The sequence below is a fragment of the Butyrivibrio sp. DSM 10294 genome, assembly GCF_028539135.1.
In the GTDB taxonomy this organism is placed as follows: Bacteria; Bacillota; Clostridia; order Lachnospirales; family Lachnospiraceae; genus Butyrivibrio.
On record NZ_JANSWL010000087.1, the window covers coordinates 29,516 to 51,305 of the forward strand.

22 protein-coding genes are annotated in these 21,790 nt (G+C 46.1%); 2 read left to right on the forward strand and 20 right to left on the reverse strand.

The window, feature by feature from the left end:
• The 17 genes from NXH67_RS14100 to larB form a co-directional block, all read right to left on the reverse strand.
• Entirely contained in the window at positions 1–2,568 is a 2,568-nt protein-coding gene (locus NXH67_RS14100; protein WP_022779368.1) for an ATP-dependent Clp protease ATP-binding subunit, read from the reverse strand.
• A gap of 17 nt (positions 2,569–2,585) precedes the next feature.
• Positions 2,586–2,966 carry a GntR family transcriptional regulator gene (locus tag NXH67_RS14105; RefSeq protein ID WP_022779369.1) on the reverse strand — a complete coding sequence of 127 codons (381 nt, stop codon included), beginning with the start codon at positions 2,964–2,966 and terminating at the stop codon, positions 2,586–2,588.
• 162 nt (positions 2,967–3,128) lie between these two features.
• Positions 3,129–4,562 (reverse strand): SH3 domain-containing protein, encoded by a 1,434-nt coding sequence (locus NXH67_RS14110; RefSeq protein ID WP_272797790.1) that lies wholly within the window; start codon positions 4,560–4,562, stop codon positions 3,129–3,131.
• Complete coding sequence (purD, locus tag NXH67_RS14115; RefSeq protein ID WP_022779371.1) at positions 4,559–5,842, reverse strand: phosphoribosylamine--glycine ligase; 1,284 nt, start codon at positions 5,840–5,842, stop codon at positions 4,559–4,561. The genes NXH67_RS14110 and purD overlap by 4 nt, the downstream gene beginning before the upstream one ends.
• Positions 5,843–5,863: 21 nt before the next feature.
• Positions 5,864–6,508: a phosphoribosylglycinamide formyltransferase gene (gene purN, locus NXH67_RS14120; RefSeq protein WP_272797791.1), complete on the reverse strand. Its 645-nt coding sequence runs from the start codon at positions 6,506–6,508 to the stop codon at positions 5,864–5,866.
• A complete protein-coding gene (gene purM, locus NXH67_RS14125; protein ID WP_026668797.1) occupies positions 6,505–7,530 on the reverse strand; it encodes a phosphoribosylformylglycinamidine cyclo-ligase in 1,026 nt (341 codons plus the stop codon). Before purM ends, purN begins: the two co-directional genes overlap by 4 nt.
• A 59-nt stretch (positions 7,531–7,589) precedes the next feature.
• Entirely contained in the window at positions 7,590–8,090 is a 501-nt protein-coding gene (purE, locus tag NXH67_RS14130) for a 5-(carboxyamino)imidazole ribonucleotide mutase (protein ID WP_272797792.1), read from the reverse strand.
• Between the two features lie 94 nt (positions 8,091–8,184).
• Positions 8,185–8,550, reverse strand: coding sequence for a DUF6142 family protein (locus NXH67_RS14135; RefSeq protein WP_022779375.1), 366 nt, complete (start codon positions 8,548–8,550; stop codon positions 8,185–8,187).
• Positions 8,550–8,702 carry a hypothetical protein gene (locus tag NXH67_RS14140; protein WP_022779376.1) on the reverse strand — a complete coding sequence of 51 codons (153 nt, stop codon included), beginning with the start codon at positions 8,700–8,702 and terminating at the stop codon, positions 8,550–8,552. Before NXH67_RS14140 ends, NXH67_RS14135 begins: the two co-directional genes overlap by 1 nt.
• A 14-nt stretch (positions 8,703–8,716) precedes the next feature.
• Positions 8,717–9,394, reverse strand: coding sequence for an orotate phosphoribosyltransferase (gene pyrE / locus NXH67_RS14145; RefSeq protein WP_272797793.1), 678 nt, complete (start codon positions 9,392–9,394; stop codon positions 8,717–8,719).
• 52 nt (positions 9,395–9,446) lie between these two features.
• Entirely contained in the window at positions 9,447–10,373 is a 927-nt protein-coding gene (pyrF, locus tag NXH67_RS14150) for an orotidine-5'-phosphate decarboxylase (protein WP_022779378.1), read from the reverse strand.
• Between the two features lie 42 nt (positions 10,374–10,415).
• The gene (locus tag NXH67_RS14155; RefSeq protein ID WP_272797794.1) at positions 10,416–11,186 is read right to left on the reverse strand and encodes a response regulator; all 771 of its coding nucleotides are present in this window, start codon (positions 11,184–11,186) and stop codon (positions 10,416–10,418) included.
• A 31-nt stretch (positions 11,187–11,217) separates the two neighbouring features.
• Positions 11,218–14,265 carry a response regulator gene (locus NXH67_RS14160; protein WP_272797795.1) on the reverse strand — a complete coding sequence of 1,016 codons (3,048 nt, stop codon included), beginning with the start codon at positions 14,263–14,265 and terminating at the stop codon, positions 11,218–11,220.
• 46 nt (positions 14,266–14,311) lie between these two features.
• On the reverse strand, positions 14,312–15,784 hold the full coding sequence (locus NXH67_RS14165; protein ID WP_022779381.1) for a 4Fe-4S dicluster domain-containing protein: 1,473 nt from the start codon (positions 15,782–15,784) through the stop codon (positions 14,312–14,314).
• A 46-nt stretch (positions 15,785–15,830) separates the two neighbouring features.
• Positions 15,831–16,421 carry an ATP-binding cassette domain-containing protein gene (locus NXH67_RS14170; protein WP_272797796.1) on the reverse strand — a complete coding sequence of 197 codons (591 nt, stop codon included), beginning with the start codon at positions 16,419–16,421 and terminating at the stop codon, positions 15,831–15,833.
• A 37-nt stretch (positions 16,422–16,458) separates the two neighbouring features.
• On the reverse strand, positions 16,459–16,902 hold the full coding sequence (locus tag NXH67_RS14175) for a hypothetical protein (RefSeq protein ID WP_272797797.1): 444 nt from the start codon (positions 16,900–16,902) through the stop codon (positions 16,459–16,461).
• A 24-nt stretch (positions 16,903–16,926) separates the two neighbouring features.
• Positions 16,927–17,697, reverse strand: a complete 771-nt coding sequence (larB, locus tag NXH67_RS14180) for a nickel pincer cofactor biosynthesis protein LarB (protein WP_022779384.1) — start codon at positions 17,695–17,697, stop codon at positions 16,927–16,929.
• Positions 17,698–17,887: 190 nt separating this feature from the next.
• Here larB and NXH67_RS14185 point away from each other — a divergent pair, with 190 nt between their 5' ends.
• Together NXH67_RS14185 and NXH67_RS14190 are read left to right on the forward strand one after the other, a co-directional pair.
• A complete protein-coding gene (locus tag NXH67_RS14185) occupies positions 17,888–18,085 on the forward strand; it encodes a hypothetical protein (protein WP_022779385.1) in 198 nt (65 codons plus the stop codon).
• A 41-nt stretch (positions 18,086–18,126) separates the two neighbouring features.
• The gene (locus NXH67_RS14190; RefSeq protein ID WP_022779386.1) at positions 18,127–18,786 is read left to right on the forward strand and encodes a YczE/YyaS/YitT family protein; all 660 of its coding nucleotides are present in this window, start codon (positions 18,127–18,129) and stop codon (positions 18,784–18,786) included.
• Positions 18,787–18,888: 102 nt separating this feature from the next.
• Here the strand turns inward: NXH67_RS14190 and NXH67_RS14195 are convergent, their stop codons facing one another.
• The 3 genes from NXH67_RS14195 to NXH67_RS14205 form a co-directional block, all read right to left on the reverse strand.
• A complete protein-coding gene (locus tag NXH67_RS14195; RefSeq protein ID WP_272797798.1) occupies positions 18,889–19,140 on the reverse strand; it encodes a hypothetical protein in 252 nt (83 codons plus the stop codon).
• Between the two features lie 211 nt (positions 19,141–19,351).
• The gene (locus NXH67_RS14200) at positions 19,352–20,089 is read right to left on the reverse strand and encodes a hypothetical protein (RefSeq protein ID WP_272797799.1); all 738 of its coding nucleotides are present in this window, start codon (positions 20,087–20,089) and stop codon (positions 19,352–19,354) included.
• 17 nt (positions 20,090–20,106) lie between these two features.
• Positions 20,107–21,765, reverse strand: coding sequence for a sensor domain-containing phosphodiesterase (locus tag NXH67_RS14205; RefSeq protein ID WP_022779389.1), 1,659 nt, complete (start codon positions 21,763–21,765; stop codon positions 20,107–20,109).
• Positions 21,766–21,790 lie beyond the last annotated feature (25 nt).

Genomic DNA, 21,790 nt, shown 5'->3' on the forward strand with positions numbered 1-21,790 from the left:
TCAAATTAATTTTTTCTTATTTTTTGAGGTGGGTTTCCTTGTATTTACGGTGCGCTTAACCTTAGAGGTCTTAGCTGTTTTGGTGGTTTTCACCGAGACCTTTTTGACGGAAGCTTCCTTGCCGTCCTTCCCTACAAAGACAATCTTGTCGTCCTTGAGAGCTACGGTAACGTCCATTCCTGCCTTGATATTGCCCTTAAGGAGTTCCTCTGCCATGGCATCCTCGATAGTGGACTGAATAGCTCTCTTAAGAGGTCTTGCTCCCATCTTGGCATCGGAATGCTTGGTTACGAGATACTTCTTAACAGCAGGTGAGATGGTAAGGTTGATATCCATCTGAGCCTTGCATCTCTTGGAAAGGTTCTGTGAAAGAAGGGTTACGATATCCATCATCTCCTTCTCATTGAGGGTATGGAATACCATGATCTCATCTATACGGTTAATGAACTCAGGCTTAAAGAGTTTCTTGACCTCGTCCATAACTCCCGACTTCATGTCCTCATAGTCCTTCTTGGCATCTGCTCCGGCGCCAAAGCCAAGCTTCTTGGGATCTACTATCCTCTGAGCACCTACATTGGAGGTCATGATAAGGATGGTATTCTTGAAGCTGACCTTTCTGCCCTTGGCATCTGTGATGTGACCATCATCCAGTACCTGAAGAAGGACGTTGAATATATCGGGATGAGCCTTCTCTATCTCATCAAAAAGAATAACGGAATAGGGGTGTCTTCTTACCTTCTCGGAGAGCTGACCACCCTCGTCATAGCCTACATATCCCGGAGGTGAACCGATCATCTTGGATACCGAATGGCCTTCCATATACTCTGACATATCAACTCTGATAAGAGCATTCTCATCTCCGAACATTGCCTCGGCAAGAGCCTTGGACAGCTCAGTCTTACCTACACCGGTAGGGCCAAGGAACAGGAAGGAACCGATGGGTCTGTTGGGATCCTGGAGTCCTACTCTTCCTCTTCTGATTGCCTTGGATACAGCCTTAACAGCGTCCTCCTGGCCGATAACTCTCTTGTGAAGTACTGATTCAAGCTTAAGGAGCTTCTCTGATTCCTTCTCCGCAATCTTCTTAACGGGGATTCTGGTCCACTCCGCTACAACCTCTGCGATATCGTTCTCTGTAACAACATAGGCTGAGGACTGCTGTTTCTTCTTGTCGGCAGACTTAGCTCTTGAGAGCTTGCCCATAAGAAGGTTCTGCTCTTTGTTGAGTTCTCCCGCCTTCTTGAAATCAGATTCCTTGAGGGCTGACTCGATCTCGCCGTCAAGAGAACTTATCTTATCCTCCAGCTCCTTGATCTTGGGAGATACTCCCATTGTGCGAAGCCTTACGGCAGAAGCTGCCTCATCTATAAGGTCAATTGCCTTGTCGGGAAGATTTCTGTCGTTGATGTATCTCTCGGAGAGATCAACGGCAGCCTTGATAGCTTCAGGAGTAACACTTACCTTGTGATGCTCCTCGTACTTGCTAACGATACCCTTGAGGATATCTGTAGCCTCTTCCTTGGTGGGTTCATCCACGTTGACAGGCTGGAATCTACGCTCAAGCGCAGCATCTTTTTCAACATATTTCCTATACTCTGTGATGGTGGTGGCACCTATCATCTGTATCTCACCTCTGGCGAGAGAGGGCTTGAGAATATTGGAAGCATCAATGGCTCCCTCCGCGCCGCCGGCGCCGATAAGAGTGTGCATCTCATCTACGAAAAGAATGATATTGCCGTCCTCGGCAACCTCTTTGATAACCTTCTTGATCCTCTCCTCAAATTCGCCTCTGTACTTGGAGCCTGCGATCATTCCTGAAAGATCAAGGGTAACAAGCCTCTTGTTCTGAACTGTAAGAGGAACATTTCCTGCAGCTATTCTCTGGGCAAGTCCCTCCACAACCGCGGTCTTACCTACACCGGGTTCGCCTATAAGGCAGGGATTGTTCTTGGTCCTTCTGCTGAGGATCTGAATAACTCTCTTGATCTCCCTCTCTCTTCCGATGACGGGATCAAGCTTGTTCTCAAGAGCAAGAGCTGTCATATCACGACTGTACTGAGCCAGAATGGAAGCCTTCTTGCCTGTCTTAGGCGCAGCCTTCCTGCCAAGATCCTCCTTGACCAGATTGGGATCCTCTCCCATGGCTGCAAGGGTCTCAGCGTATATCTTCTGTACAGGTACATTGAGAGTGCTGATGAGTCTTACCGCAACATTCTCTCCCTCCTTGATAAGAGCAAGCAGAATATGCTCTGTACCTGTCTTGTCCGCGCGAAATCTCTCGGCCATTCTGTGAGCCTCTTCAAGGACCTTCTCAGCTCTGGGAGAGAAACCGTCCTTATCAAGGGTTCTTACGCTGCTGTCAGGAACGATAAGGTCTCTTATCATATCCATCATGCGATTCTCATCAATGCCGTTGTCTATAAGTATCCTGGATGCGACACTACCGTCCTCCAGGATAAGGCCCATAAGAATATGTTCGGTGCCGACATAATTAAGCTTGAGGCTTCTGGCTGTCTTCTTGGCCAGTTTAAGGGCATCTGAAGCCATTACTGTAAACTTGGAATCCATATATTGCCTTCCTTTCCTTACTGAATCTTATCGATAAAATTGTCATACAGCTGATCCACAAGACTGTGAATCTCATCTCTGTCTATTCCCTTGCAAATAGCTCTTGCCAGAACCACGGCCAGTTCCTGTTTGGCCTCGGTAAGAGCCTTGAGCTTGTTGATATCAAGGGCTATGATAGCCCCTCTTCTCCTGTCGATCTTGACAAATCCGTCCTGCTGCAGGATGGAATAGGCCTTGTTGACAGTATGCATATTGATGCCTATGGTCTCAGCCAGCTGTCTGACACTTGGGAGCTGTTCTCCCTCATGAAACTGTGAAGTTGCAATACCAAGGATTATCTGATTGCAGAGCTGCACATATATCGCTTCATCACTGTTAAAATCAATCTCAATGATCATATCCGTCACCTTCGTTTCCCGATAAAACAATATTTTCACGATTGTGATATGTTTAGTATAACAGATATTACAATAAATTGAAAGTCCCGGCGGAAAGCTCCGTAAATACAAGATAATCCCCGGATTTGCATCCGGGGATCTTAATCTAACCTTATTCAGATATTATTTCTCATCATCAAGATCAAGGAACTCAAACTCAAAATCGTCATCATCACCGATGAAGTTCCTGGTCTTTCTCTTGGGAGCTGCATTTCTTACAGGTCTCTCGGGCTCGGGAGCTCTTCTTGAAGGACGATCATCCTCTGCATTTCTCTCAGGTCTTACAGTTCTCTCATCGCTTCTTCTGTAGGAAGTTGCCTCGGGAGCAGGTCTTCTTGCGGGATTTGCATCACGAACTTCTCTGCCGCCTCTTCTCTCAGCTCCTCTTGCAGAAGCATAGGATTCCTCGTCATCCTCTTCGGGTCTTACGGTTCTTTCCCTTCTTCTGACAGGTCTCTCCTCTTCAGGCTCCTCTTCTCTTGCAGGTCTCTTCTTAGGAGCATAACGATCGTACTCTTCCTCTTCTTCCTCATCCTCATAGTACATAGCGTCTCTGAGCTTGAGAACAAGAAGTACAACCGCTACAGCAAGTGCTGCTGCAACAAGTGCAAGGATAACAACAACTGTCTTATATTTCTTGTTGGCTGCGGAGAGTTTGCCAAGAGCTTCTGTGCTCTGAGCTGCCTCTATAAGCTTCTTAACCTTAACTCTGTAACCTTCAACATTGTCATAGAGATACCAGGTATTGGTTCCCTCTTCGTCTGCTGTATAAACAAGTGAATATGTTCCGTCACCTACGTCTGAAGCTGTAGCCTGTGGCTGCTCTGACTCTGAACCGTTCTCGCCTTCGCCGCCTTCGCCGCCTTCTGTAGCCTCAGGGTTCTCACCCTCGCCGCCTTCTGCAGGAGCTGCACCATCTCCGCCCTCGGCAGGTGCTGCCTCAGATATTACAACGAGATCGCTTCTTACGAAACCTGTTTTGCCGTTTGAACCAAAGGTTACCTGATACCAGGTCTTGCCATCCTTGTCGGAAGCTTCGCCTGTGATAGTAACATTCTCTCCCTTGGTGACCTTACCAACGGAATCATAACCAGTGCCTGCGCCGCCTCTTACGTTAACGCTCTCTGAAGTAACTGTAGCTGTCTTCTGCTCTGTAGCTGTAACAGTGGTGGCCGGAAGGTCCGGTGCTGCTTTGTTCTCTGTCTGTGTGCTGCTGTTTGTTGATGTGGATGTCTTGGGAGCTGAATCACCTGACTTGGTAACCAGATCGCTTCTTACGTATCCGTACTCGCTCTTATTAACGAAGATCTTGTACCATACATAACCTGACGCATCAGTTGACTCGTCAACGATGTCGATCTTATCTCCCTTCTTGAGACTGGACACCTGTGAAGCTGTGGTGCTTGCGGAGGATCTCACCTTGACATTATCGGATGATACCACTCCCGTAGTCTGTGTGTAAGCTGCTGCACTGAAGGATGCGCCCACAAAAACAGTGGATGCAACAACAAGTGAAAGCGCAAAAGTAACTAATCTCTTTCCCAACTTTTTATTCATTTTACCTCCTTCGCATCATCGATAGCCTTTCCAATATCGTGACGCATATATTTATTATCAAAGCTTACCCATTCTGTGGCCTCGTAAGCTTTGGTTCTGGCTTCCTGTAATGTATCCCCTTTAGCGGTAATGCCAAGAACACGTCCGCCGCTGGTAACTATTCCCTCAGCAGTAGCTTTGGTTCCCGCATGGAAACAGTAGTAACCGTCTTTCCCCTTGAAGTTCTCAAGGCCCTTGATGAGCTTGCCCTTCTCATAGCTTACAGGGTAGCCCTCGCTGGCAAGAACAACGCAGACAGCAGCCTTATCTTCAAATTCAAGCTCTGTCTCTGCAAGCCTTCCATCAATGCAGGCATTGAAAACATCTATAATATCAGTCTTAAGTCTTGGAAGTACAACCTGAGCCTCGGGATCACCAAATCTTGCATTGTACTCAAGGACTCTTGGTCCATTCGGTGTAAGCATAAGTCCGAAGAAAATAACTCCCTTGAACTCTCTGCCTTCCTTAGCCATGGCCTCAACCGTTCTTCCGTAGATATTCTCTCTGCAGAACTTGTCTACTTCCTCTGTATAGAAGGGACTGGGTGAGAAATTACCCATTCCTCCTGTATTAAGTCCCGTATCTCCGTCTCCCGCTCTCTTGTGATCCTGAGCTGAAGACATGAGCTTGTAGGTCTTACCGTCAACAAATGATAAAACAGAAACCTCTCTGCCGGTCATGAACTCTTCGATAACCATGTGATTGCCGGCATCTCCGAACTTCTTATCCTGCATGATCTCCTTGACTCCGGCCTTGGCCTCATCAAGGTTCTGACAGATAAGAACTCCCTTACCAAGAGCAAGTCCGTCAGCCTTAAGAACTATCGGGAACTTAGCTGTCTCAAGATATTTAAGGGCATCCTCAGCATTGTCAAAGTTCTCATAGGCAGCTGTGGGAATATTGTACTTCTTCATAAGATCCTTGGAAAAAGCCTTGCTTCCCTCAAGGATAGCTGCATTCTTACGTGGTCCGAATACTCTGAGGCCCTCTGCCTCGAAAGCATCAACGATACCGCCTACCAAAGGATCATCCATACCCACAACGGTAAGATCGATCTCTTTTTCCTTAGCAAAAGCTACAAGCTTGTCAAACTCCATGGGAGTGATCGGTACACATTCCGCAAGCTCAGCAATTCCACCGTTACCGGGGGCGCAGTAGATCTTGTCTACCTGTTTGCTTCTGGATACTGCCTCGGCGATGGCGTGCTCCCTTCCGCCTCCTCCAACAATTAAAACCTTCATCTAAATACCCTCTCCATACAATCAGAATAAAGCATCAGGGTCGTAGCCTTCTATTATAACACGGTGATCCTTGACCGTAACCCTGTTGTTTGCGATAAAATCAATGGCCATGGGAAGAATCTTCCACTCAGCCTGTTCCATGATCCTCTTCTGCAGAACCTCCGGTGTATCATCCTGTCTTATCATGACAGGCTTCTGCAAAATGATAGGTCCCGTATCCGTTCCCTCGTCCACAAAATGCACCGTAGCACCGGATACTCTGACACCTCTCTCCAGAGCCTTCTCATGAACCTTGAGGCCGTAATAGCCGGTTCCGCAGAAGGACGGAATAAGTGACGGATGTATATTGATGATCCTATTGGGAAATGCCTTAACTACCTGCTCAGGGATTACCACAAGACATCCAGCAAGAACAATAAGGTCAGGGGCTGCATCCTGCAGGATCTGCAAAAGAGCATCGTTGAAATCGCTCCTGTTCTCAAACTCCTTGGGACTCTTGACCACATAGGGAATGCCTGCCTTCCTGGCTCTCTCTATGGCATAGGCATTGGGGTTGTTGCTGTATACCAGGCAGATCTCTGTATTAGTAATTCTGCCATCAGCTATACTGTCGATGATTGCCTGCAGATTGGTTCCTCCGCCGGACACCATTACCGCGATCTTCATACCAGCTCTACACCCTTCTCTCCGGCCTCGGTGTTTCCGACAATCCATGCCTTCTCACCGGATGCCTCAATAGCTTTAAGGGTAGCCTCTGCATCAGCAGGATCAACGGCAAGCACCATTCCAAGGCCCATGTTAAAGGTGTTGTACATCATCTTATCTTCAATCTCGCCCGTCTTCTGCATAAGCGGGAAAATAGGCGGTATATCATAGCTGTCTTTCTTAACTACAGCCTTAATTCCATCAGGAAGCATTCTCGGAATATTCTCATAGAAACCGCCGCCTGTGATGTGGCTGCAGCCCTTAACCTTAATTCCTGCATTCTTGATGGATTTCATCATCTTTACATATATTCTGGTGGGAGTAAGAAGTGTCTCTCCGAGAGTTGCTCCAAGTTCATCTATGTAGGTCTCGAGGTTCTCTTTGTTTACCTCAAATACCTTGCGGACAAGTGAAAAACCGTTGCTGTGAACGCCGCTGGAAGCTACACCGATAAGAGTATCTCCGGCCTTGATGGTGCTGCCATCGATCATGTCCTTGCGATCAACAACTCCAACAGCAAAACCTGCAACATCGTATTCATCCTCAGGCATAAGTCCGGGATGCTCAGCTGTCTCACCGCCGATAAGTGCTGCCTCTGACTGTTTACAGCCCTCTGCTACTCCCTTAACGATAGCTGCGATCTTCTCGGGAATGTTCTTGCCACAGGCAATGTAATCAAGGAAGAACAAAGGCTCTCCGCCTGCGCAGGCCACATCGTTAACACACATGGCAACCGCATCGATACCGATGGTATCATGTTTATCAAGAAGGAATGCAAGCTTGATCTTGGTTCCGACTCCATCGGTTCCCGATAACAGAACAGGGTCTTCCATGTTCTTAATGTCCTTAAGGGAAAAGGCTCCCGAGAATCCGCCGAGACCACCCAAAACCTCAGGTCTCATTGTTTCCTTAACATATCCCTTCATCAGTTCCACAGACTTGTATCCGGCCTCGATGTCTACGCCGGCCTTCTTGTAATCCAGTGCCATATCTACTCCTTTTCTATTAACAGCCTTACATGAAAGCAGGCTGATTATTTACATCAATAATTTTTGTAACCTGTTTCCTGTAATCTGGCGTCCTTTGCCACTACGCTGTCCTTCAAAGAAGCCTTGTATTCTTTTAATTTCTGTAAAAGTTCATTATCGGAGGTTGCCAGGATCTTGGCTGCCAGAATACCTGCATTGGCGCCTCCGTTGATCGCCACTGTGGCAACGGGTATACCACTTGGCATCTGTACTATACTATAGAGGGAATCCCTACCTCCGAGTGAGGTGGTGTGCATCGGAATACCGATAACCGGCATTGGGAATATAGCTGCGCACATACCGGGAAGATGAGCTGCCATACCGGCACCTGCTATGATTACCTTGAAGCCCTTCTCCTCAGCGGTATTAGCAAATTCAAAAAACTCCTCCGGCTCCCTGTGAGCTGAAATAATCCTCATCTCATAGGAAATACCGAACTGATCCAGTATCTCTGCGGCCATAGCCATAACAGGCATATCTGAATCACTGCCCATTACTATTCCTACCTTTGCCATTTCACTCCTCCTAAATAATAACACTATTTCGTCTTACGTATCATACCATACCACAAGATATTGTGCCATGTTTATTTTGCACAGAAAATAGAATTTATCTAAGGCCCAATATCAGGATAAACACTATGAAAGCTAATGCCAGAAAGTTGAGAATGATTCCGATATTCGGAAAAACCTTAAAAATATCCCGTTCAAATCTTGACTTAATACCGAGAACCAATCCCACTACAGAAAAAATCGCCGCAACAAAAGCCGCTGCGGCATATTTCAAGGTAGCCTCTCCCCCTGCCTTAAAGGTTAAAAAGACAGAAATTCCAAGCGAAGTCACCGATATAACACCCAGAATGGTGGACATTATGCCCTTCTCCGGGTGTCTGTTATCAGTGAACATGTACTTGTCCATTACAGGCTCAAATTTTCTTTTTAATTTAAGTTTAAGCTTAGTCTTTGTATCTTTCATCAGATTATGATCTTCTTGCGGCTTCCAAGAAGCTTGGCTCCACTGATAATCAGAAGAACGCCTGCTGCCACTCCTGCGATTATAGAAATTACACCAAATGCGATATTAAGTCCGCCGGTGCTTCCAAGTACCTTGTATGTATGCTCATCCATCAAAAAATACCTCCTTATTTTGCGCCGTACTCTGCGTAATATTCGTCAATAGCCTTCTTGATGTCCTTGCCAAGAATAACCTCACCGTCGATAGGTCTGTTATAGAGGTAGCTTACAACATCATCCATTGTTACAATGGCATGTGCGCTAAAGCCATATCTCTCCTTGATCTCATCAAGAGCGCTGCCATCGCTGTCCTGACCCTTTTCCTGTCTGTTGAGAGAAACCATAAGTCCCACGATATCGCAGTCAGCCTGCTCCTGAATTATCGGAACTGTCTCCTCGATGGACTTGCCTGAAGTTGTAACATCCTCGATGATAAGGACTCTGTCACCGTCGCGAAGCTTGGAACCAAGAAGGATTCCCTTGTCGCCGTGATCCTTAATCTCTTTTCTGTTGGAGCAATATCTGATCTCTCTGCCGTAGAGTTCGCTGATGGCAACTGCTGTGATAACAGCAAGAGGAATTCCCTTGTAGGCAGGTCCGAAAAGAACGTCGAACTCAAGACCAAAGGTATCATGAATAGCCCTTGCATAGTACTCACCCAGCTTGCGAAGCTGTGATCCTGTGACATAGGCTCCCGCATTCATGAAAAACGGGGACTTTCTTCCGCTCTTAAGCGTAAACTCCCCAAACTTAAGCACGTTGCTGTCCACCATAAACTCAATAAATTCTTCCTTGTACCTTTCCATATCCCTCAAACTCCTTTATCCCAAAATTTATATTTATCTTTTGTTGTACCAATTATTTAGAAGCCAGGGCATCAGCGATGTCCTTCTTCATATCAAATACAGCAGCTCTGGCGGCTTCTCCCACCTTGCCGTCATTAAACTGCTTGTAGTTCTCGCTCTTCCATGCTGCGATAATTCCTCTGGAGGAATTGACGATGGCTCCAAGGCCGTCCTTGTTGAAGAAGTGAACCAGATCCTTGCCCTTGCCGCCCTGAGCGCCGTAGCCCGGAACCAGGATATAAGCATGAGGCATGATATCACGAAGAACCTTGCCCATCTCTGGGTAGGTTGCTCCAACAACGGCGCCAACATTGCTGTAGGCTCCATCCATGGACTCTGCGCCCCACTTCTCAACCTGTTCACCCACGTGCTCGTAGAGAGGTCTTCCGTCTATGAGGCGATCCTGGAACTCTCCGCTGGAAGGGTTAGATGTCTTAACCAGAACAAAGATGCCTTTATCCTCCTTGTTGCAGACAGAAATAAAAGGCTTTACACCATCGGAACCCAAATAAGGGTTGACTGTGGCAAAATCCTCGTCAAATCCCTTAAATACCTTGTCGACGATCTTGACGCCGCCAAGGTGTCCGACAGCATAAGCCTCTGATGTTGAGCCGATGTCGCCTCTCTTTATGTCGCCGATTACCATAAGCCCCTTGTCCCTGCAGTAATCCACTGTTTTCTTAAAAGTAATAAGTCCCGGAATTCCAAGCTCCTCATACATAGCGATCTGAGGCTTAACAGCCGGAACCACGTCATAGATATTGTCGATTATTTCCTTGTTGAACTGCCAGAAAGCCTCTGCTGCTCCCTCCGGAGTAGCTCCAAGCTCCTCAAAGCATCTGTTTTTGATTCCCTCCGGAACAAAGTCCAGCTTGGGATCAAGGCCCACCACAATGGGAGCGCCCGTGTTTTGAATCTTATCGATCAATTTGGAAATCATTTATTCTTCCCCTTCCCCAAATCTTTTTTCTATTTCTAAGGTTTAAATCTTTTTGTTAGCGTGTGTTACAAAGAAATCATCGATAGCCCCGGTAAGTTTCTCCTTGGGCATTGATTTAAGCAGATATTTCTCGGGCTTAAGGTTCACAACCTTCATAACGCTCTCTTTGTCATCCTTGGCTGTAAGGAAGATGACGGGCATATTCTGGATCTTGGGAGTATTTCTGATCTCCCTTAGAACATCCGGACCGCTCATAACAGGCATCTCATAGTCTAGAAGTATGAGATCCACCTCATTCTGGGCAAGAAAAGAAAGCGCTATTTTGCCGGAGCTTGCCATGTATACGTGATATTTTACCGAGAGCCAGGTTCTCATCATTCTGAGCATGGCTCCGTCGTCGTCAATAATAAGAATCTTCTTTCTGAGACTGTCGTCCACAGAACTGAATACCAGAACAGAATCAATATGCTCTGCAAGGAGCTTCACATCAAGAGGTCTAAGGTAGCTCTCCTGAATCTTCTCCTTGGGAATTATGGACAATCCAAAAGCCAGCTCCTCCTTATTACCAATAAGATAGAGCATGAATCTCTCGACATCTATTGCTTCATTAAGATAAGCCAGAAGCTGTGAGTCATCCTTGGTCATATCACCAAGATATAGAAGGTAAATCTTGGGCTTGTTCTCAAGAGCCTTGATGGCATCGGGATCGGGTCCTATGCTGTCAACGACAAAGTTCTCTTTCTCCAGGCCTCTAACGATAGCATTTACCATAAAGCTTTTCTCATGTCCAATGAGTAAAACGCGTTTATCCATAAATTTTTCCTTCCGTCATATGACACTACTATTACAGTATATTTAAAAGTCCGTCTCTGTCAACCGCCGCCATAAGTCTTTTTACTTCGCTGTATTTAGCCTTATAGTCCTCAGGAATGCTGTATTCCTCCAGCATCTTCATGATGTCATCGGCACTGTCAAAATATGAACCTTCAATAAACTCTTTGATCGAAGCGAAGGCTCCCTCGAGTTCCTCAGGGTCTATAACCGGTTTGTCCACATCCGATTCATTGGAAAGAGGCGCCAGCTTGGTAAGATAACTCCTGTAGAGTTCCAGGAGCGGTCCGGTCAGATCATCTATTTCATCTATGTTGTACTCGTTGCCGCATTTCTCCAGATACTCTGCCCTGTCGGACAGCTCCAGAGCGCCAATGGCCCTTGCAGAACTCTTAAGTCCGTGTACGTAGATGGTATAGTTGGCTATGTCTTCATCGTTCTTGTACCTTTCGATGAATCCTGCCCTTTCCTCGATTGCCAGTCTGAAGTCGTTCATTACCTCGATGGCAACTGTGGCTGAACCGCACCTTGAAATGGCAGCTTGCACATCTATTCCATTGATTTTAAGAAGCTCCTGCATTACAGCATTTTCTTTGTCGTTTTCCTCTGTATCCTGAACATAATCCTCATCGCCGGGAAGAGATACTTTATCCTTTGGCAGATACGACAGGATCATTTCTTCCAGCTTGCCGGGGGCAACAGGCTTGGACATATAGCCTGAGAAACCTTCCTGCAGGTACATCTCCCTTGAGCCTGATATAGCATTGGCTGTAAGGGCAATTATCGGAGTGTCCTTGCAAAGATTATCTTCAAGTTCCTGCATGGCGTGGAAGGTCTGGATTCCGTCCATATCAGGCATTCTGTGATCAAGGAAGATGAGATCATAGGCCTTTTGCTTAACCATTTCAAGAGCCTCTCTTCCGCCGGTCGCCGTATCAATATTAAGCTGGGTCATCTTAAGGAGACCCTCAATGACGGTCAGATTGGTCTTGGTATCATCAACAACAAGAATGCTTGCGTCAGGTGCATGGAAGCTTGCCTGATATCTGTCGGCATTTCTGATGCTATCCTTATAGGAAGTACTGAAATCACCAATAGGCTCCCTATCTACAACACTCTGAACAACTTCGAAGGAAAAGACACTGCCTTTTCCGTATTCACTTTGTACATTAAGAGATGAATCCATCATAGCAAGGAGGCTGTTAACAATGTTTATGCCAAGTCCCGTTCCTTCGATGGTTCGGTTTCTCTTTTCATCGATTCTCTCAAAGGCTGTCGATAACTTGTCAATGTCCTCTTCCCTGATTCCGATACCGGTATCTGATACTTTGATCTTAAGAAGGATTCTGTCCTCATCGCTCTCATCCGGGTTATCTGTCTCGACATCCTCATAATCAATATCAAGAGTAACGCTTCCCTTCTCTGTGTACTTAATGGCGTTGGTAATCAGATTGATTACGCACTGTCTGATCCTGACTTCATCCCCGAATAAGATATGTGGTATATTCTCGGATACATTGACGATGAACTTAAGCTGCTTGTCATTGGCTCTTACATTGGCCATATTCACCAGGTCGTTTATTACGGAGGCTGTCTCATACTCCACCGGAATGATCTCTAGCTTACCGGCTTCTATCTTGGAGAAATCAAGAATATCGTTGATGAGGGCCAGCAGTGTCTTACCTGAATTCTGAATGTCAGTAGCATACTGCAGAACCTCCGGATCATTGGTCTGCCTGAGGATCATCTCGTCAAAGCCAAGAACCGCATTGATGGGAGTTCTAATCTCATGCGAGATATTCGACAGGAACCTAGACTTGGCTTCGTTGGCGGACTTCTCGGAGATCAGCTGATCCTCAATGGTCTGCCTTGTTCTGACAAGCTCAATGTAATCCACAAGCTTGTAGAAGGTAAGGTCAACTGTGTGATACAGTTCCTCAATCTCGTCTCTTGTAGAAATATCAAGATTATGAAGCTCATTGGCCTCAGTATTAATCTTCTGATCGTTTGCATTGTACATTTTGGAGACTGCTTTGGACAGAGCCCTTATGGGTTCTGCGATTCTCCTCTGGGCATATCTGTTGACGAATACCGCAATGGGAATAACGATAATGGAAATAAGCATCGAAAGCTTGACGCTGAACTGAGAATCCTTAAGGCCCACTCCCAATGAAAGCTGTTTTTCCAACTCGGCCGACTTCTCCGCCTCTCTCGACAGCTTGAAACTGACTCTGCTCTCAAGAATACCTGCATTCTTGATATGACTGTAGTCCTCTTCAATATTGATCTGGGGCCTGTTGGCGGCATAGGTGTATTTCATGGTGGGAATCAGCGTATTGGAAGCAATTTCCGCAGATACTCCAAGGATAATCGCCTCAAAAACAACTATCCCCAAAATAACCCGGCTGATCCTTGACCTGTTGGAGATCTCGTACTCTTCTTCCTCAGTCAAAAGTTCCTTATCAATATAATACTTGCCGTTACTAATGAGCCTCTTATTTTTTACTGACATGCGTTTATAGACAAAATAAACGATGAAGCAGGATATAAAGCTGCCCGGAAGTTCATTGAGAAAACAATTGAAAAGAACATTGGGATCTATGGTATCCATGCTCTTTCCGGAGAGAAGCCATAGCATTATTCCCCAGAAGAAACCGTCAACAAACATAACCACAATTGCTGCAGGCACGGTTGTGTACCATTTTTTAAAAGCCTTTCTCTTGGCCAGAGCCTCTACGACGATCACCAGCAGCAGATAGATAAAAGTCAGATAGGAAAAACTGCTGGAGACTATGGATTTCTGAATAAAGACAATGAGCACAGCCATAAGCCCCGGCACTGCGCCACCAAAAGCAGCGGTCAGTATAAAGGGGATATATTTCAATATGTAAAAAAGCCCGGTAAAAATATTGTGGTATGGAGAAAGTGCCATTATCCCCATGCTGTACAAAATTGACCAAAGAGCCGTCAGAACCACCATAGCAGAATTAACCACTGCTTTTTTGGGGTCATCGACTCCGCCAAATATTGTTTTAAATAACCGCCTTTTTTTACTGTTCATAAAATCAGCGCCTCATAAGGTGAAAACAACTGTGCCAGTCCCCGAATTACGAAATTCCGTCCCTGTGCATTGAGAACTTATCCATAGGATAGTTCTTAAGGTTCTCCAGAACCTTTCTGTCATCGGCCTTGGAAAGAAGGTTCTCTCTGGCCTTGGTGATCTCGGAAATATGTCTGTGTCTTGAAGGTCCTCCCACACATCCCCCCGGACATACCATTCCTTCTATGAAATCCTCAGGAAGCCTTCCAACCTTCAAAAGAGTAAGTGCCTTCTTGCACTCGTTGCCGCCTGCTGCCCTTAAGAGCTTGATGCCGGAGGTATCCTCTCCTCTCTCCTGCATACACTCAATAACAGCATTGGCAACTCCTCCGCTGGTGGCAAATCTCTTGCCCCAGATGGAAGATTCCTGATATTCGTTACTTACAGGGCCAAACTTAACATCCTTGGATCTCATAAGAGCCCTGAGTTCTCCGTAGGTTACCACGTAGTCCGCATTGCCCGGAACGGTCTTGTCCTGCGCCTCCGACTTCTTGGCAATGCAGGGGCCGATAAATACGGTTACACATCCGGGTCTTGTGGCCTTCAGATATCTGGAAATGGCGCACATAGGCGAAACCGTGGTTGACATGTTATCCCTGTACTGATCAGGGAAGTGCTTCTTTAACATATTAATAAATGCAGGACAGCAGGAGGTAGTCATCTTCCTGCCTTCCTTATAGGCTTCTGCCCACTCAGCGGACTCATAGGCTGCGGTCATATCACCGCCAAGTCCGACCTCAACCATGTCGGCAAAGCCAAGTCTCTTAAGTCCTTCTTTGATGGAGCCCATGGAAATATCATCTCCAAACTGGCCTTCCGTTGCGGGTGCGCACATTGCAATTACTTCTTTGCCTGCCTTGATGTCTTTAATAATATCAACGAGGAAGGTCTTACTTCCGATAGCGGCAAAAGGACAGCTGTGAATGCAATGACCGCACTGGATACACTTATCCTCATCTATCTTGCAGTAGCCGTATTCATCATAGGTAATAGCTCCTACAGGACAGGCTTTTTTGCAGGGTCTCTCCAAATGCACGATGGCATTGTAGGGACATGCGTTGGCACACATTCCGCACTCCTTGCACTTAGCGGGATCTATGTGCATATGTGTATCACCCGGTGTGATAGCTCCGAATTTGCAGGAGTTAAGGCAAGCCTTGCCCATACAGAATCTGCAGTTGTCAGTTACGGAATAGGCTGCGATGGGGCATTCATCACAGGCCGGGTCGATTACCTGTACAATATTCTGAGAATCCGGATTGTAGGAAGGATTCTTGGCCATTGCCAGATTGATCCTCTGCCTTACAATCTCTCTTTCCTTGTATACACAACATCTGTAGCTGGGCTTGGGGCCCGGAATGATATCAAGGATAAGCTGTTCGATATGCTCCTGGTCGTTGTTTCCCTCCCACTCCAGGCGGCACACCTGCTCCATTATGTTGTGTTTGAACCTGTTCATGCTTTCATCATTTGTTACCATAAAAATCTCCCTCTTCCTAAACTTAATTCTGCCTTAACGTTCTGTCTTATCCTTCTGTCTTCAGCTCGATAATTCTGCCAAATTCAAGCCCTTCTGTATATCCGGTGGCTATGACCAGAGGTCCCGACCCCTGTTTGTCCCGGACAAAGCTGATAGCTTTCTGTCTCGTTTTTTCATCCATGCCCTTAAAGGGTTCATCCATTATCAGCACATCGTTAGGAATACAGCAGGCCCTGGCAATGCAGACCAGTCTTCGCTTGCCTTCATCCAGATCTCTTACAGGCTTACGGATGTCCTCCTCAGACAGGAGTTTGAGCAGTTCCTCCGTGACTGTCTCCCTGAATATCTTCTTGCTGACCATGGTGCAGTTGGTAACTGCGTCAAGGCTCTCAACCAGCCTGTCCTCCTGAAAAACGGTTCCGGATACGATATAGGGATATTTGTAATCCCCAAGGAGTCCTACCTTGCCCTCATCGGGCTTCTCCAGGCCAAGGATCAGCCTTAAAAGCGTTGTTTTACCGGCTCCTGAATCCCCGGTAATAATATAGCTGTGTTCTGATTCAATATGTAAACTAAAGTTGTCCAGTACCTTCTTGCCGTCATAGGACTTGGACACTTCCTTAACTTCGATTATCAATTTCCGGTTCCCCCGAACTTTTTTCTTTTGATCTGAATTACTTAAACAGGCTGCAAATAACGCCTGATGCAACGCCTATTACAAGGCATCTTACCACTCCGATAAGCGCTGAATGCTTAAGCTCCGCCAGCACCTGCGGAAGAAAGATATACTGTACCTGTCTGTCCACCGGCATTCTGAAAATGTGAGCCATCTCAAGGAGCTTAGAATCGGTGCCCTCAAGGGCCTTGTACACACTTCCGTAGAAAAATCCCGCCGTTGCCACCAGACACACGATAAAAGTAATGCCCGGATTGTCATGAAAAAACAACGGCAATATAAGTGTTATCTCCGGAAGCTTCCCAAGTATCAGCTGCAAAGGTTTAAGAATCATCCCCAACAGTTTCTCCCCAAAACCAAGTCCTGCAAGGGCGCAGCCTATAAGCCCCCCAAGGATGAAACCGGTGATTATACCGGAAATATTACTCTGTAAAATCCCCATTTCAAAACTCTCTCTTTTCTTAATTTATTTCTGATTGATCATCCCCGCCAGATATCCTGCCCCAAAACCGTTATCAATATTAACAACACTGACACCGCTGGCACAGGAATTGAGCATTGACAAAAGAGCTGACAAGCCTCCGAAGGATGCTCCATAGCCCACGCTGGTTGGAACCGCGATAACCGGGCAGTCCGCCAGACCTCCTATCACGCTGGCAAGAGCCCCTTCCATTCCCGCTATGGCAACTATTACCCTTGCGGTCATGATCTCTTCCATCGCCCTCTTATCAAAGAGCCTGTGAATTCCGGCAACCCCCACGTCGTAGAGCCTCACAACATTATTACCCATGATCTCGGCAGTTCTGGCGGCTTCTTCAGCCACAGGAATGTCGCTGGTTCCGCCGGTGGCGATCACGATCTTGCCCTCTTTGGGAATGGCATCGATCTGCTGCCCCGCTATTCCTACCCGGCTCAGCTCATCATAAGTAAAATCCGAAATGGAAGCCGGCAGGTTTTCTTTGAAATAACCGGCGGCCTCCTTGCTCATCCTTGTAATAAGCACGCTTTTTTGACCATGGCTTATAAGATTCTCACTTATCCCAAGGATCTGCTCCCTGGTCTTGCCCTGCCCGAAGATAACCTCTGCCCTTCCCTGACGCAGTCCTCTGTGATGATCGGGTCTTGCGTAGCCCAGATCCTCAAAGGGCTCTTCTTTAAGCTTCAAAAGCACATCTTCTACGGAAATCTCGTTGTTTTTAATGCCTTCAAGTAATGCTCGTATTTCCTTCTGTTCCATATCCCACCGTTGAAATATATTTGTTATATCGTTATTTTTATAAATATGCAAAGTACACTAGTATTATTCTATCATAGATTGATGGCATTCTTTACCCATCACATGTAAAAAAACTATTAACCTTCTCTAAGTAAAGTGTTATACTATCCATTGCTGTTTACAAAAGATTGATTTACCGGGAGGAAATGTCATGAGAGTACATCTTTGTAAGGGCGATGAAACCCTTGAACAGGCACTGGCCTTCATAAACGACAACGATCCGGACGGAGTGACCTATACCTTCGACCAGGAAGCAGACCGCTGCTATATTGGCGACGAAGTCTTCGTAAATGCACCGGTTCTCATCAATTACAAGAACTCCTACTATGCGCTTCACATAGCAGAGTAAATCCAGGCAAAGTAAAACCACAAGAACCAAAGGAAATATCAATGAACACTCTTAAACAAACCTTAAAAGACTATATACACCAGCCCAACTTCAAAAAGCGCCTTATCGTCATGAACATCGGCGTCTTTTTAATGGGATTCTTTCTATCCTTCCTTATCAAGGTCGACCTGGGAACCGACCCCTGCACCTTCATGAACTGGACCGTATCTGAGAAACTTGGAATTCTCTTTGGCACCTGGCAGCTTATATTAAATGCCGTTCTGTTCATTTTTGTTCTCCTCTTCGGAAGAAACCAGATAGGTGCCGGAACAATTGCCAACATGGTATTTATTGGCTACATTGCCAATTTCTTTAAGTGGCTGTGGGAGAAGATCCTCCCTGAGCACTATTTTACCGACATGCCCACAAGAGCCGTTATCTTCGTCTTGGCGCTGCTGTGCTTCATCATATCGGTGTCCTTCTACATCAACGCCAACATGGGAGTATCACCCTATGACGCGATGCCTCAGATAATCTCTGAGAAGGTGCTCAAAAAAGTTCCTTACGCTGTTATCCGTATTGCTTACGATTTCCTTGTTATCGCCATCGGCGTAGCTCTTGGCGGCAAGCCCAATATCGGAATTGTCCTCATGGCCCTGTTCCTTGGCCCTGTCATCACAGTTGTAGGCAAGTTCCTTAACAAGCATGTGTTCCATCTGTGATCCATATATGATCAATCAATAATTCACCGATAAAAAAGAGACCGCCACGCTGCGGTCTCTTATTATTTGCATGCACAATATTCAGTTGTAAAGCCCTCATCGTTATGCCTGTCTGATCTTAACGAAAGCAACTGCTTTCTTCTTCTCGGCCTGCTCTGTTCGGCGAACAATATTTCCGGAATGAACATGATACTCGGATACGATATCCTCGTCCTGCATGCTTCCGACACCTAACATGTCAAGAGCCTTAAACTTACCGTATGATAGGTTCTGCTCCTTTGCCTTGATAGCATCAGCCATGATCTCGATGCAGCTCTGGCTCATGCCTTTTTTAGTCTTTGCGGAACTTCTCATTATTCAATTCCTCCATCTCATAAGAAAATTTGATTAAATGATTATGCGGAAAACGTGTCCCGGGCCCCTCAACCCTTGCGTCTCCGTAATTAATTTTCATTTAATGGGAACATTATATAACATTAATTTCAGAAAAGATAGAGGATGATGCAGTACTTTACCTTAATAAAACATAAAAAGAATATAAACAAAAGTTTATATTCTTTAGCGTTTATTTCTGCACTTTTATGCGCTCATCGCCTGCAAGATAATTAAGAAGAGCAGCCCTTGCATGCTCCTTGTCAGTGGCTTCAACGCTGACGGTGAACTGATAGGTGTGAATCTTGATACCATCTTCCCTGCTGGCTTCTTCAGCTTCGGCAATGGATCTGTCTCTGGTATCCTCACTGGTCATCTCCATAATATCTTCGATGGCAAACTTTCTGAATCTCTCCTTCTGGGTCTCATCGGTAAGATATTTGTCAATAAGACTTAAGGTATTGCCGAGATTCAGATAATCTCCATGAAGAAAAGCCTCTATGTCAAGGACTTCCTCTTCGTTGTCGGACCTTTCCTCATTCCAGGTGAGCTCCTTGGCAAACAGTTCACCGGACTGATCGGCATTATGCTGCTGCCATTCCATGATATACCATTTCCAGATCTGCATCCGTCGTCTGTTAACCTTCTCGTCGCTAAGCTCCGACAGTTTCTGACAGGCATGCCTTACACCTCTGGCCACAAGGGCCTCAGTGGTATTGGTAATATCATAGGTTCTGCTGGAAACAATACTGCTGCGCTCATTATTGATTATCTTAAGCCCCATATTGTTCCCGGACAGCTTCTCCAGCTGGAGAATATAGTCTCCCTGACGCGCAATGACAACAGACCTTTCAGACAGTAAGGTATCCTTAAACTCTCTGAAGGTCCTAAGTACATCATCATTTTGTATGTACCTGAATTGTCTGCTCATTTAGCCTCTCCTGTAGCTTATTTTTCCTTCTTATCAAGATATCTCGCCTTAAAATCCCCTATACTGCAGGGGCGGCCGTAGAAGTAGCCCATAACCTCCGAGATGGGATACTGCTTGGCGATCTGGGCTGATTCCTCGTCCTCAATTCCGGTAAAGCAGGTCCTTATTCCCAGTCTGTGGGCAAAACCGGTCATGGTCTCCACCATATATTTGTTGGTGAGATTATCCGTAACTCCCGCCGTAAGAGACGGAGATAAATTGATCACATCTATCGTAAGATGCCTTGTAAGATCCAGTGCGGCAAAATCCGCCACATCAAGTCCTATCTTAAGTCCGCAGGATTTAAGGAACTCCACCTGACTCTTTAAATGCTCCATTCCCAGCTGCCTTGAGCCCTGCGTTAGCTGAAGGCACAGCCCCGTTGCCGGATAGGAGGTCTTCCTTAGTATTTCCAGAAGGGTTGTTCTAAACTCAGATCTCTCCAGCTGCATAAAGGCCAGATTGACGCTGAGGAAAAAGTCTTTGTTGTTCTTTCTTATCTCGATGGCATCAAGAAGAGATTTCTCCAGTATCCAGTTGCCCAGAGTGTAGAAAACCTGATCCTGTTCAAGCCAGGGTACAAACTCCGAAGGAGACACTGCGCCGAAGGGCTCTTTTTTCCAGCGGACAAAGACTTCCATGCCAACGAGTCTTCCATCGTTTGCCGCCATGATCGGCTGATATTCCAGATAGAAACCGTCCATACCGTCCAAAACGCAGTTTCTTATGGTGTTAACAAGCTCTATATTGCTCTTCTTGTTATCCAGCTCATCGTTATGGAAAATAATAAGGTTGCCGTGCCTCTGATTCTTGGAATAATCAAGGGCATACTTGGCGCTGGTGTATATGGAATGCTCATCTATTGAATGATCCGCTGCCAGAATAACACCGCCGCCAAGCTCAGCGCCTATCTTCTTGCCGCTCACCACCAAGGATTCTCTGGTGAAGGTCCTCATTCTTCCATAGAGCTTCTTAATCTCGTCAATTGACAGTATATCAGTTACAAAGGCAAGAACTGTACCCTCTGCCCTGTAGGTTCTGCCCACATCCTTGGTCTCCTGCATAAGTTTGGCAGCTGTGACTCTAAGGATATTGTTACCTGTCATGTATCCGTATTTTCTGTTGATATCCGCAAAATCAATGAAGTTGATCATGAGGATAGCATAGGTCTTCTTGCGGTTCTTAAGAGCCCTCATATAATTAAGGAGCTCATACTGATTGGGCAAAAGAGTAATGGGATCGTTATTGTCAACGATTCCCTTGTTGATCATCGAGCATGCGTAAAAAACAGGTCTTCCTGCATAGTCCTTGATGACAACTCCTCTGCAGGAGCAGACTACGTATTCCCCGTTTTTGTTCTTGGCTCTGTATTCAAAGGTGGGATCAACCTTTTTACCCGCATAGACAAGGCCGGTATATTCCGTGAATTTGTCCCTGTCATCGGGATGAATCCTGTTCTCCCACACAGATGCCGCATTGTAGATATATTCCCCGGTAAGTCCGAAATAGTCCACTGCATTGGGGGACCATCTGGAAATATTCTTGGTCATGTCATAGACATAGACATAACGGCTTCTTGATGTAACAGCAAAGGTATCAAAAATCCTGTTTATCGTATCGTACGTTCCACCCGCCATACCTTTTGCAAGATCTCCTTTTTCA